Raw genomic sequence first — 13,279 nt, forward strand, 5'->3', positions numbered from 1 at the left:
TCTTAAACATTCATAAGTTTGATACATCAAACAACCTCGTAAAACAAGTCATATTTTTAGACACGAATGTAATTAATACAATGTCGAAATATTCACTCTAAAAATTATGTAAAATAAAAAAAAATATATCAGGAGATAGTTTTGAAAAAGCTAATACTTACAGCACTAGTTACCCTACTGGCATTTAACTCACATGCGCTCTTTGCTCGAGCAAATTTTCCCTCAATTGAAGGGAGTGTGAATCTTTCACAGAACACAAAGCCTAATGACCTAATCGTAACTTTTTCACTAGGCTGCGAGGGACATAAAACACCATCGATTTCTGGTTATGACAACGGAATGATACTTACAAACTGCGAAGATGATAGCCTTAGCTTAGAACTTGAGGTTTCAGATAATGGAAATTTTGAAACACCAAAAATTCATGAATTCTCATTAGAAGGGAAAGCATTTCGTTGCTTCATTTTCATTCAAGATAGAAATAGTGGTCAATACTTGAATTCAAGAAGCTACAAATGTAACAAACCAACAAGTGACAATATTCAAAAAGCTTTAGAGACAATTTCCAACATAATCTAGAATAAAAAAAGCGAGCTTACGCTCGCCTACTTCAATTCGAATTTTAGAGTTTAGCTCCTGTGCCTGATTTGAAAATTTCTTCACAAAAAAGGGGAGCTAACATCGCGTCCCAAAGAGTGCCATCGGGCACTCATTGCCGCAAACAAGTCACAAATAAAAAAAGCGAGCTTTCGCTCGCCTACTTCAATTCGAATTTTAGAGTTTAGCTCCTGTGTCTTTTTTGAAAATCTCTTTTCAAAACAGGGGGAGCTAACATCGCGTCCCAAAGAGTGCCTTTGGGCACTCATTGCCGCGAACAAGTCACAAATAAAAAAAGCGAGCTTTCGCTCGCCTACTTCAATTCGAATTTTAGAGTTTAGCTCCTGTGTCTTTTTTGAAAATCTCTTTTCAAAACAGGGGGAGCTAACATCGCGTCCCAAAGAGTGCCTTTGGGCACTCATTGCCGCGATGTTTAACCACCAAAGTCATCAAGCATGATATCTTCTCTTTCAACACCAAGTGAAAGAAGCATATCAATAACACACTTATTCATGATCGGAGGTCCACATAGATAGTACTCACAATCTTCTGGTGCTGGGTGATTCTTTAAGTACTCTTCAAAAAGTACGTTGTGAATAAACCCTGTGTAACCAGTCCAGTTATCTTCGGGAAGTGCATCAGAAAGAGCACAATGCCATGTAAAATTATCATTCTCAGCTTGTAGACCATCAAAGTCTTCAACATAGAACATCTCTCTCTTAGATCTCGCACCATACCAGAAAGTCATCTTTCTCTTAGAGTGAAGTCTCTTTAACTGATCAAAGATGTGCGATCTCATTGGCGCCATACCAGCTCCCCCACCAACAAAAACCATTTCTTTGTCAGTTTCACGAGCGAAGAACTCTCCAAATGGACCAGAAATTGTTACTTCATCACCAGGTTTTAAGCTGAAGATGTATGAAGACATTTTCCCCGGAGGAACAGTTGGATTATTCGGCGGAGGAGAAGCAATACGTACGTTAAGCATGATGATACCGTACTCTTCCGGGTAGTTTGCCATTGAGTATGCTCTAATTGTCTCATCTTCTACGTAAGAAACGTTATCCCAGATTTTAAATTTATCCCAATCTGAACGATATTCTTCTTCTACATCAAAGTCTTTATAATCAATTTTTAAACCAGCAGGTCTTTCAATTTGAATGAACCCCCCAGCTCTAAAAGGAACGCTCTCACCTTCTGGAAGCGCAAGCTTGAACTCTTTAATGAAAGTCGCAACGTTATTATTAGAGATAACTTTACACTTCCATTTCTTAACTCCAAAAACTTCTTCGTGTACATGAATCTTCATGTCGTTCTTTACAGCAACCTGACACGATAGACGAACACCTTCACGAGCTTCTTTTTTAGAGATATGTGATAATTCAGTTTCAAGGATTTCTCCCCCACCTTCATTAACAACAACTTTACACTGACCACAAGTACCCCCACCACCACAGGCAGAAGAAACAAATAGCTTTTGATCAGCAAGTACATTAAGTAGCTTTCCACCAGCTGGAATCGTCACAGTCTTTTCACCATTAATTACAAGCTTAATATCCCCAGTAGAGACAAGCTTACTCTTAGCAAATAGAATAACGAGTACCAGTGCCAGGATAACCACTGTAAACATTAAAACACCAAGTACAATAACATTCATATCTAATATCCTTTAAATATCTTTAAACTTCTTAAAGTTGAATTCCTGAAAATGAAAGGAATCCAAGGGCCATTAGTCCAACAGTAATAAAAGTAATCCCTAGACCTCTTAGACCTTCAGGAACATCACTGTACTTCATCTTTTCTCTGATACCTGCAAGAGCCGCAATAGCTAGCGCCCAACCAAAACCAGATCCAATTCCGTAAACAACACTTTCTGCGAAATTATAATCTCTCTCTACCATGAAAAGTGACCCCCCCATGATGGCACAGTTTACAGTAATTAGAGGTAAGAAAATTCCTAGTGCGTTGTAAAGAGCTGGGAAGAACTTATCTAGAGTCATCTCTAGGATTTGAACGACAGCTGCAATTACCGCGATATAAGAAATAAGACCAAGGAAAGATAAATCTACTCCAAGAACTCCTGCCCACTTAAGTGCGTTTTCTTTTAAAAGGTAGTTATACAATAAATTGTTTAGAGGAACAGTTAATGTTTGAACAACAACAACTGCAACCCCTAAACCAACAGACGTCTTTACTTTTTTTGATACGGCCAAGAAGGTACACATACCTAAGAAAAAAGAAAGTGCTAAGTTTTCAATGAATACTGCTTTTATAAATAAGCTTAAATAATGCTCTAACATATCAACTCCTAATTGTGCTCTACTTGATCTTTATTAAATGTACGTAGAACCCAAATGATCATACCAATTAAGAAAAACGCAGATGGTGCAAGAAGTGCCATACCATTTGGTACATACCATCCACCATTGTTTACTGTTGGCATGATTACATAACCAAGAACTGTTCCTGAACCAAGTAACTCTCTAAAGAAAGCAACTACGATTAGAATGAAAGAGTATCCAAGTCCGTTACCAATACCATCCATGAATGACATCAAAGGAGTGTTCTTCATTGCGTAAGCTTCTGCACGTCCCATAACAATACAGTTTGTGATGATAAGACCAATGTAAACCGACATTGATTTTGCAACATCATAAACAAATGCTTTAAGAATCTGATCAGTAACAATTACGAGTGAAGCAATAACTGTCATCTGAACGATAATTCTAATCGCAGATGGAATGTGGTTTCTAATAATAGAAACAAAGAAGTTAGAAAAAGCAGTAACAACAGTCACGGCAAATGCCATAACAAGTGCTGACTCAAGCTTAGTCGTAACAGCAAGTGCCGAACAAATCCCAAGGATCTGTAAAGCGATTGGGTTATTATTAAAAACTGGTTCAAATAGGGTCTTTTTAATACTCATTAGTTTGCCCCTCCTGCACGCCATTTCGCAAGAAATGGACCAAAAGCATTACCACCAGTCCAATATTGAATTAGACCTGTAACACCATTTGAAGTTAATGTTGCTCCAGAAAGCCCATCCACATCGTGCTCAGCACCAGATGCAGCATTTCCTTTTACTACTTTTAGAACTGGTTTCCACATATCATTGAAAACTTTCTTACCTACCCATAGGGCCTTCCAAGCTGGATTATCAACTTCACCACCAAGACCCGCAGTTTCACCATGCTGGTAAAAACCAAGACCTTTAACAGTAGTTGTATCTGGCTCAAGAACTAGAAAACCATAAAGAGTTGACCAAAGTCCCTTTCCGTTAACAGGAAGAACCAGCATAGTCGTCTCACCATTTTCTTTTACCAAGTAAACTTTTTCATACTTCGCACGAGTCTTAATTTTTGCAATATCCTCAGTCGCAGGAATTACATAATTTGCCTTTGGATCTTTTGCTGCTTTTACAGAATCAAAAGAAGCTGGATCCACATCAACAAATTCACCAGTTGCGAGATCTACAACCTTTGTTTCAATTTTTGAAAATGCTTCATTAATTACCTTTTCTGATTTCTCAGTTGCAGAAATTAATTTTGCAGTAACAAGAAGATTCTTCTTAACATCTAAAACTTTATTCTTGTCTTGTAATGGCTTAAGAGACACAGCTGCCCATGAAACCATAACAGAACATACGACACATAATAGAGTCGCAACAATTAGCGTTTTCGCTGTACTATCATTACTCATCTGCTACTCCTTAAGCCTTATTTCTCTCAAGTCTACGCTTGATATTTCCTTGAACGACGTAATAGTCGATAAGTGGAGCAAATACGTTACCAAATAAAATAGCAAGCATTGTTCCTTCAGGGAAAGCTGGGTTAACAACACGAACAAGCGCAACCATAAGACCGATAAGGGCCCCATAGAACCAATGTCCTAACTGAGTCATTGAAGCAGATACTGGATCAGTTGCCATGAATACTGCACCAAAAGCAAAACCACCAATAACAAGGTGCCACTCAGGTCCAAGAGCAAACATAGGGTTTGTAGTCGATCCAATAATATTAAATAGCTTTGTAATTACTACTAATGAAAGAGTCATTGAAAGCATAATTCTCCAAGATCCAATACCTGAGATAATTAAAACAGCTGCACCAATTAAACATGCTAGAGCTGAAGTTTCCCCCATTGAACCAGGAATTAAACCAACAAATGAATCCCACCAAGTTGCAGTGATTGCACCAGCTCCACCAAGAGCTGCTTGTCCAAGAGCTGTTGCTCCTGTGTAACCATCAACAGCCGTCCAAACAGCATCCCCAGAGATTTGTGCTGGGTAAGCGAAGAAAAGAAAAGCTCTTGCAGTAAGTGCAGGGTTTAAGAAGTTTTTACCAGTACCACCGAAAACTTCCTTACCAATAACAACACCAAAACTGATCCCTACAGCTACTTGCCATAATGGGATTGTTGGAGGAAGTGTTAATGGGAAAAGCATCCCTGTTACTAGGAAACCTTCGTTGATTTCGTGCTTTCTGATTGTCGCAAAAACTACTTCCCAGAAACCACCAGCAACTTGCGTTACTAGAAACACAGGAAGAAAGTACAATAAGCCGTGAACCATATTGGCTAAACAGCTTGCTGGATCGAATGCAACACCAAGATTCATCATTAAAGCTGCTCTCCAACCTTCTGGAGTCATACCAGATGCTGCGATAACTTTATTTGCTTGAAAACCAGTATTATAAAGGGCCATTAAGATACAAGGAACAAGTGCAACTGCAACAGTGATCATTGTTCTCTTAAGATCAATCGCGTCTCTTACGTGAACGCTACCTTTTGCAACATCACTTGGCGTATAAACAAAAGTATCAACCATTTCATATAATGGGTAAAACTTTTCAAGCTTTCCACCGTGAGCGAAGTGATGATGCTGACTATCTAAAAAATCTCTAAGAATTTTCATCGTCTATCCTTCTTTCTCAATTGTTGTTAATACAGAACGTAATGCAGGTCCAAAATCTTCTTTACCTGGAGATGCAAAAGTACATAGTGCAATATCTTCTTCATCTAATTCAAGACAACCAAGCTCTACTGCATGATCAGTATCGTTAGTTACAAGTGATCTAAGAAGTTGCGTTGGTAAAATATCAAGTGGCATTACTTTTTCAAATGAACCAACAGGAACCATTGCTCTTGGTGAACCGTGAACTTTAGTTGTTAGGTCAAATGTTTGCCCTGGAATTAACCAATGAAGGAAAGTTCTCTTTACAGAAAATTTTCTAAGACCCGGAGCATGCCATCCTAGGAACTCTCTATCTCTTCCCTCTTCAAGTAGAGAGATTTGATTGTGAAATTTTCCAAGATAGTTAAATACACCTTCCATCTTACGACCATTTAAAACAGAACCAGATACAACTCTAACTTCGCCAGAACCGATCTTTCCGCTAGTAACTTCACCTAGGTGAGCACCAACGATTGTTTTAACAAGTGTTGGATTAACGGCCTTTGGACCACCAATAGCAACAACTCTTTCGTTAGATAGTTTTCCAGTTTTAAAAAGTTTACCAATTGCAATTACATCTTGGTAACCAATGTGCCATACCGTTTTGTTTGCACTTACTGGATCAATATAGTGAATATGAGTTCCAACGTTACCCGCAGGGTGAACACCAGTAAACTCTTTCACTTCAACTTTAGTTGTAGTTGGAGCAGGAATTGAAACTCCAGCACCTTTACAAATAAAAGTTTTTCCATCTGTTAATTTTGAAATGATTTCAACACCAGAAACAAAGTCCTCTGCGCTTGCATCGATAACAATTTTTGGATCAGCCGCTAATGGGTTTGTGTCCATTGCTGTGATAAAAATTGATCTTGGCTCACTATCAATAGCCGGAGCTTTTGAAAATGGTCTTTGTCTTAAAGACGTCCACGATCCCGATTCAACAAGAAGTTTAACAACTTCGTCTCTTTCAAGATCTTTTACTGCCTTTCCAGAATAGTTCTCGAAAGAAACATGATCATTACCAGCTACTTCAATAACGATGTTTTGAAATACCCTTTTATCACCACGATTAATTTCGACAACCTTTCCACTTACAGGAGACGTGTAAATAACACCAGGAACTTTTTTACACTCAAAAAGAGCTTGTCCTGCTTTTACCACATCACCTACCTGCACTTGCATTGAAGGCTTCATTCCTACATAGTCCGGACCAGTTATAGCAACCTTAGAAACTGTCGGCCCAACTTCGATTTTCTGCGTTGGTTTCCCGTTTATCGGGAGATCCAATCCTTTTTTAATGTGAATCATACTCACTTAATCCCGTTTTAGTTGGTTAGTAATCAAAAGAAAAATTTTAGAATTTGATTTATTTTTAACAAAATAGTTTCAATATGTAACTATTTAATATTAACACCAAAAAACAAATTTCAACACGGTGCGCACCATGCATACTTTTCAATAAAAACCATTTTTAGATTTTACAATTCAGGCGAGGCGTTATATTAACAACAACACGCAAAACAATATTTATCTGGAGAGAGTATGAAATTTTTAATGATGGCATTATTTACGATGTCGACTAGCTTTGCACAGTTCAAAGCACCACAAGTACCACCTCAAAATCAAGGACAATGCATTAAGTCAGCATGTCAAATATTAGGTTCATTTGGATGTCGTTCAGACTATGAATTAAGAAGAATTGAAGATGCTTGTACAAGACAAATTGATCTAAATTGTATTGATAACTCACTCAATAAATTATCTCGATTCGAATTTGACGATGCGAATGAATTAACAGAAATTATCAAAAGCTGCCAATATGTTTACTCACTTGCGCCAAGTTTTGCAGCAACATTTTTAAGTAAGTTTGATCTTGATGATAGACATGAAGTTGTAGCATTAAACAATTCGACTTGGCTGGCTGATCCAAGATGTGTAAAAGATGCAACTTCTAGACTATCAAGATTTGATAAAGACGATCTTCATGAAGTAACTGCTATCACATCACACTGTACAGGGACTTATGATAGAGAATGTTTCCAAAGAGCATGTCCAACTCAATCACGTTCAAGCTGTGACAATACAGATGAAGTAAGAAGAGCACTTAACTATTGTGTTAGCGGCCCTTCAAGACAAGATAGAAGAAGGCTTTAATCTTTTGTTTCCGCAGTTATTGTCACATAGTCGGTATAAGTACCGGCCTGGACAGACTGCGGATTTCCCATCACAACTTTAAGTCTTAAATTATCTCCATCATGTGGGGTCACACCGGAAAAGTCAGCAACCTTATCGCCTTTACCCCCACGCTTTAAATTAACTGACCTATTGTTAACCGTTAAAACGTAAGTAATCTTATCATTTAAAAGCTGATGTTTTAAACTTCCACGATTATCACTTCTCATATAAATTCGGTAGCCCGCGTTAGAGCGGACTTTTAAGTCAGCTTCCAATGTATCTCCGGTTTCAATTTCTCCAAAATCCATTGTTTGAGTGGTATCACCTTCCGAGAAAGGTGATCCAGCGTCGACAAGGGAAAGAGCAATCGAAGATGGAATAGAAAAGGTCAAGAAAAGGTTGGAGCTACTTTCTCGCCTAGGATCATTAAAAGGCAAACCACTGTATATTCTAACAGGAACAGAGTCTGTGTAATTACCTGCAGGATATATTAATGATCTATCATAAGAAAGTATTACATTAAAAGAATCCTGATAATTTTGGTTCGTAGCTAAAGACCATCCCCAGATAGCATCACTGTTTTGCTTCATATCAGATAATTCAGTTAATATATTTTTATACCCATTTATTTTATATAGATTATATGAAATCTTATCTCCGTTTTTGTTTTCTAGATAACGTTGGTAACTATTCGCATTTCCTTTTCCAAAATCGTAGAAATAAAAATTACACAAGAAATCATAAGAAACACGAGTCCTCTGCATTGAAAGATTAAGTGGTGTCGTTTCTTGATAACTGTTTAGATCCATAGAATAACTTGACACGGTGAAATCCATCCCACAACTGCTACGAGCAAAGGTTAACTTAAAAGTAAAAAGCAAGCATAGAACTAATTTCATTTTAACACACCAAGGTTAATTACAGTATTTGGCTGGTCCTTTATTTCAAAACGTGTAGCAATTTTTTTATTTTCAATAAAAATTTCATAAACGCCAGGAAGCATTGATTCAACGGAGAATTGTCCTCTTCTATTAGTAAAGAACGGAACGGAATAACCGTCAGCCCCTACAAACTCTCCAACTTTTAGAACAGAGTCTTTATTCTCTAGTCGGCCAAAAACAGTGTAGCTTCTAATTTTCCCCAAACCAACCTCAACAACACTTCTATATTTAGGGTAGATAAAAAAGTTTTCATAATCATATGAACTTCCAAGTTCGAGATAAGTTGGATCCATATAAATTGGGAAATAGTGATATGAAGTTAACTGAGGTATAAAAAGTTTTCTTCGAAACTCCTTCTTCCCAATTCCGCCTATATCATTGAGCAAACCGATTTTTTTTCCTTCTAATGAATTCTTGCCTTGAACGAGAGCAAATGAATCATAGACAGGAGAAGAGAAAGTTGTAGAATTAACAGTCGAAACAATTGCACCTCTAAGGCTTAGGTCAATTGTCGCATCATGACCCTCTTCACCGGTTATACTTGACTCTGCTTCAAAATACCGAGAGCGGAAACCACCTGTAATTTTACCCGATTTTTGAGATGGGCTTTTTTCAACACGGGCCCTTTGATAGAAACTGTCTTGTTTTTGGTTTGGTAAGTGACTAACCTGTACAAGGTGTGAATCATTTTGTGTGTCATGAAATGAGTTCAAGTATAGCTTTTTTTCATCTAAAGAATAATTCATGTAAACATTGAAAATATGTTCTGTGTTCTTGTACTCATTTCTTCGATTTTGATAGGAGAATGTAATTTTACCATTTCTTACTGGTTGTAAACCAAGCCCCAGAGAATGTGTAACTCTATCAGACAATTTATTAACTCTAGAGATATCTGTATTTCGACCAAGCGAAAAATTAATATAAGAATTCAAGTACCAAGAAAAGTCAAAACGAAACTTATGTAAAAATTTATTCTCTAAAACAATTGACCCAAATGAAGCGTAAAATGGTGAAGAATACTCATGGCCAAAAAGTAATCTCATATCACCATGTTTAGTTGAGAAACTATTTTCTAGATCTAAAATTGACTTAACCCCTATGTGGTCAGATGTCTTATCTTTTATTCCAGCAAATTCGAAATCAACATTACCAAACGACAAAGAATTGAGAGCACTAAACCCTAGTAGTTGTTGATCTTTATCAAATTGAGTGAGACCACCAAATGTAAATGTTCGGTTTATCCCTCTTTTGTAGAAGCCACTATACATAATTGAATCAGTATCTTCATAACTTAAAGTAGTATCACGATAATTTGATTTTACACCGATAGAATGACTAAATGAAGAAAGCCCTTCTCTTAGAAGTTCTGTCGAAGATCCCCAACTATAAAGAAATTCTTTTTCTATTCCATTAAATTCGCGAACAGCAATTTTAATATTATTACGTCCATAGTCTAAAACAAGATCTTCTATAGAATGCCTTCCCTTATCTAAAACTTCAGTTCGTACAGGTCGATCATTAACGTAAATAGTGACATAAGACTGTCTTTCGAGAATAAATTCAAACTCATTAATTGGCTGAATTTTCTTATATGGGTTTAAGGAGAAGTTTTTAGCATAGCTAAACCCAAGTAAGTTTAACTGAGTTTGAAGACTCGTAGTCTCATAACTCACGTCTCCCAATTGAAGTCTCGACTCATATTCGATTAAATCTTTAACAATAACAGACTTTTTTCGTCTGAATGTCGATTCACCATCTCTCTTAAACCACTCAACATTATTCTCTAAAACAAACCCTTCATAATTCAATGCCGAAGACATATCAAGAGAGTGGTCTTCTGTTCTATTTTCTCTTTTTTGAAAACCATACCAGTAATTAAAAATATGTGAAAAAGGAGCTTGAGTAAAAATTTTCTTTCCTGATAAATTAGGATAGTTGTCTCTGATTAAACGATTATTCTCATAGTAGTAAGGCGCGAGATTAAGAGCGACATAGAGAGAATCCAAGTGAAGCTTAAAGTCAATATCTTTAGGTATTTCATTGATACCAATTTTTTCTTTATCACCAAAGTTAGATAGATAGTGAGGTAGAATTTTTGTCCCAAGAGCTTCTTTCAGTTCTTTCGTGTCTACAGCAATGATTTCTCTTCCTTTTAGATAAAAGGAGACTTCCCCCAGGCTTGCATTATCTAACAACAGAGGAATCTTAATGCGCTTTTCAAGTACCTTTTTTCCAAAGGCCTGTTGAAACATCTGCTCCTCGCTCAACTCTTGAGAAAAAACACTAATCGCAATGAAGAATGATAACCAAAATTTAATCATAACTTAATTCAACTTTACTTTTTTGATTAATCTTAAATTCAGTTAGGTTACTGATTGTGAAAACACGTGTACTTTGAGCAAGAATATTTTCTCCATTAAAACTTGGTAAGCGATCTTTTGTTAGAACTATTTTTTTTACTGAGGTGTCAAAGAAAGTCAGTTCAAGATTTTTTAGAACTTGATGGAGAGAACCAGTATTTGCAATCTCGATAACGAGATCAGTTCCCACCATCTTCATTGATTTTACCTGTAAAACAGGTTTAAATTCATCTTTAGTAACGTAAAGAGCACCAAGATAGCGAAGAAGTAATTTTACTCCTGTTTTTGTCTTCTTTTTAAAATCAACAGGAAGTTGTTCAACCAATAGTCTGTAGGATAATTCATTCTTTAAATTATTGTTTCCCAGATATTGAATTTTTATTCCTCGCTTTTCACCAGGCTTTAAAATAATCTGAGTCGGATAGATTAAAAACAACCCCTCTTCCACGTCAGGAAGCTCTTCCTTACCATCCCTGCCCATTTTTCTTATCTTAAGACTGGCCTCAATAGCGATAGGCTCTTTGTTTTTATTCAGAACTTGGTAGATGACTGTATTTGAATTCTTACCTAGAGTTATTGACTGACTCAAAGGAGTTAAATTGAAGGCAAAAAGATTTAATGATAAAAGAGATAGTATAAGAAATTTCAACTTCAGCTTCCTTGCTTTATAGATCCTAAAAAATTCTAGCAAGAAAAAATCAAAAGTAAAACTAGTTGATTGAGACTGTGATCTTTTTAGTTTTCCTGCCCTTATATTCAACAAGTTCGCCAAGCCTTACTTTCACGTCGTCACTATAAATATATCCGAAAAACTCGAAATTACTACGCGAGCTGACACTGTAACTATTTTGATGTTTCTCAATTTCGATGTTAAATGATGGATCAACGAAACCACGAAGATTCAAAGTTGCAGCTTCTTTGGCATAAACCTCACTAAAGACCATTGTGACAAGAAAAATAAAAAATGAAAAATAAAGTGAATATTGAGCAACCTTCATAACCTAGATTATCGTCAGGTTGCTCAGAAAACTTGAGTAATTAAATCATGTATTAGTTAGCTGCAATTTCAAAAGTTACAATATCTGTATAATCACCAGCAACCATAGAAGCAGCAGATTGACCTGTATAAGATATATTTACATCATAATTATTAGCATTTAGAGGATCTGGGTTTCTTGTAAATGTTGTTCCCGCTGCTAAATCTACACCTTGTCCACCATACGAAAGACTGTAACTAAAATCATTTGTACCATTCTTAAGTTTTCCACCGTTCGCAGATGAAACAGATACTGTAAAATGAGTAGTTGTATTAGATTGTTCTGTTACAGTTGCAACCTTCTTATTAGATTGGCTTTGTGTTAGATCTAAGTTTGTAGCGTCTGAAAGGGCCGCAACTGAAATATCAACGACTGCTCCAACCGTCCCTTGAAGGTTTAATGTTGCAGAATCAGTTGCTGCAAAAGTCATTGAGCTAAGTAGTGCTAGTGTTAAAAGTTTTTTCATAATATTCTCCTCTTTAGGTTGATTAATGTTCTCATAGGATAATTATGCAACACTTAGGCCAAATTCGTTAGACAGAATTTATTTCCAGTAACCATTTTTTAACTGCTATAAGCCTTAGATCTTAAGAGAATCTAAATTTTTACTCGAAATTTAGTGGTGTCAAATTTGTAGACAATGATTATTTTTTAGACAAATTTTTCAAGGACTAGTGTCAACTTTATACCTATAAAAAAGGGGCCGAAACCCCTTAGTAAAATTTATTTACCACAGCATTTTTTAAATTTCTTTCCAGATCCACAAGAACAAGGATCATTTCTACCAATCTTTGGACCTTGTCTTGTTACAGGAGCTGTCACTGGAGTTCCATCTACGAAATACCACTGATCATCTATTTTTTCGAATTCAGATCGCTCATGGTGAGTAAGACTTTGTCCACCAAGCTCGAAGTGAGCCTTAAACTCAACCACACCTGTCTCATCTTCAGGATCACCATCAACTTCTTCAATTAACTCAAGGCCTTTCCATACAGATTTCTTCGACCAATTTGTAATCTCTTCAACATCCATATCTCCCCTATGATCAGGGTGAGTAGTGTTAACGATAAAATCGATATCGCCTGTTGTGTAAGCTGTATATCTCGCTCTCATTAGAGCACCAGCTGTTGCTGCTTTTTCATCACCTTTGATGATTGGTGAACAACATTCTGCAAATTGATTCTTTGTTCCACATGCACATAAACTCATAATTTTCTC

General features: G+C 36.5%; 14 protein-coding genes. 2 read left to right on the forward strand and 12 right to left on the reverse strand.

Features of this window, described 5'->3' with window-relative positions; translation table 11 throughout:
- The first annotated feature begins 141 nt into the window (after window positions 1-141).
- Window positions 142-579 carry a hypothetical protein gene (locus tag M900_RS07495; RefSeq protein ID WP_021274259.1) on the forward strand — a complete coding sequence of 146 codons (438 nt, stop codon included), beginning with the start codon at window positions 142-144 and terminating at the stop codon, window positions 577-579.
- Window positions 580-1,030: 451 nt separating this feature from the next.
- Here M900_RS07495 and nqrF read toward each other — a convergent pair whose 3' ends face one another.
- The 6 genes from nqrF to M900_RS07530 are packed head-to-tail and all read right to left on the reverse strand — an operon-like array spanning window position 1,031 to window position 6,856.
- Entirely contained in the window at window positions 1,031-2,254 is a 1,224-nt protein-coding gene (nqrF, locus tag M900_RS07505) for an NADH:ubiquinone reductase (Na(+)-transporting) subunit F (protein WP_021274059.1), read from the reverse strand.
- A gap of 31 nt (window positions 2,255-2,285) precedes the next feature.
- Window positions 2,286-2,897 carry an NADH:ubiquinone reductase (Na(+)-transporting) subunit E gene (nqrE, locus tag M900_RS07510; protein ID WP_021274300.1) on the reverse strand — a complete coding sequence of 204 codons (612 nt, stop codon included), beginning with the start codon at window positions 2,895-2,897 and terminating at the stop codon, window positions 2,286-2,288.
- Window positions 2,898-2,905: 8 nt separating this feature from the next.
- Window positions 2,906-3,523, reverse strand: coding sequence for an NADH:ubiquinone reductase (Na(+)-transporting) subunit D (locus M900_RS07515; RefSeq protein ID WP_021274166.1), 618 nt, complete (start codon window positions 3,521-3,523; stop codon window positions 2,906-2,908).
- Window positions 3,523-4,296, reverse strand: a complete 774-nt coding sequence (locus M900_RS07520) for a Na(+)-translocating NADH-quinone reductase subunit C (RefSeq protein WP_021274249.1) — start codon at window positions 4,294-4,296, stop codon at window positions 3,523-3,525. Before M900_RS07520 ends, M900_RS07515 begins: the two co-directional genes overlap by 1 nt.
- Before the next feature lie 10 nt (window positions 4,297-4,306).
- Window positions 4,307-5,509, reverse strand: coding sequence for an NADH:ubiquinone reductase (Na(+)-transporting) subunit B (locus M900_RS07525; RefSeq protein ID WP_021274182.1), 1,203 nt, complete (start codon window positions 5,507-5,509; stop codon window positions 4,307-4,309).
- A gap of 3 nt (window positions 5,510-5,512) precedes the next feature.
- Entirely contained in the window at window positions 5,513-6,856 is a 1,344-nt protein-coding gene (locus M900_RS07530; RefSeq protein WP_021274279.1) for a Na(+)-translocating NADH-quinone reductase subunit A, read from the reverse strand.
- A 234-nt stretch (window positions 6,857-7,090) separates the two neighbouring features.
- Between M900_RS07530 and M900_RS07535 the strand changes: the two genes are divergently transcribed.
- Window positions 7,091-7,702, forward strand: coding sequence for a hypothetical protein (locus M900_RS07535; RefSeq protein WP_021274145.1), 612 nt, complete (start codon window positions 7,091-7,093; stop codon window positions 7,700-7,702).
- Here M900_RS07535 and M900_RS07540 read toward each other — a convergent pair.
- The 6 genes from M900_RS07540 to M900_RS07565 form a co-directional block, all read right to left on the reverse strand.
- Complete coding sequence (locus M900_RS07540; RefSeq protein ID WP_198295966.1) at window positions 7,699-8,532, reverse strand: spore coat protein U domain-containing protein; 834 nt, start codon at window positions 8,530-8,532, stop codon at window positions 7,699-7,701. The genes M900_RS07535 and M900_RS07540 overlap by 4 nt on opposite strands.
- An 86-nt stretch (window positions 8,533-8,618) precedes the next feature.
- Complete coding sequence (locus M900_RS07545) at window positions 8,619-10,985, reverse strand: fimbria/pilus outer membrane usher protein (protein WP_021274257.1); 2,367 nt, start codon at window positions 10,983-10,985, stop codon at window positions 8,619-8,621.
- Window positions 10,978-11,673, reverse strand: a complete 696-nt coding sequence (locus M900_RS07550) for a fimbria/pilus periplasmic chaperone (RefSeq protein ID WP_021274275.1) — start codon at window positions 11,671-11,673, stop codon at window positions 10,978-10,980. The genes M900_RS07545 and M900_RS07550 overlap by 8 nt, the downstream gene beginning before the upstream one ends.
- A gap of 61 nt (window positions 11,674-11,734) precedes the next feature.
- On the reverse strand, window positions 11,735-12,022 hold the full coding sequence (locus M900_RS17695; protein WP_021274119.1) for a hypothetical protein: 288 nt from the start codon (window positions 12,020-12,022) through the stop codon (window positions 11,735-11,737).
- A 52-nt stretch (window positions 12,023-12,074) separates the two neighbouring features.
- Complete coding sequence (locus M900_RS07560) at window positions 12,075-12,527, reverse strand: hypothetical protein (protein WP_021274181.1); 453 nt, start codon at window positions 12,525-12,527, stop codon at window positions 12,075-12,077.
- 257 nt (window positions 12,528-12,784) lie between these two features.
- Window positions 12,785-13,273 (reverse strand): YchJ family protein, encoded by a 489-nt coding sequence (locus M900_RS07565; RefSeq protein ID WP_369751652.1) that lies wholly within the window; start codon window positions 13,271-13,273, stop codon window positions 12,785-12,787.
- Window positions 13,274-13,279: the final 6 nt, after the last annotated feature.

The organism is Bacteriovorax sp. Seq25_V, from assembly GCF_000447795.1.
Lineage (GTDB): Bacteria > Bdellovibrionota > Bacteriovoracia > Bacteriovoracales > Bacteriovoracaceae > Halobacteriovorax_A.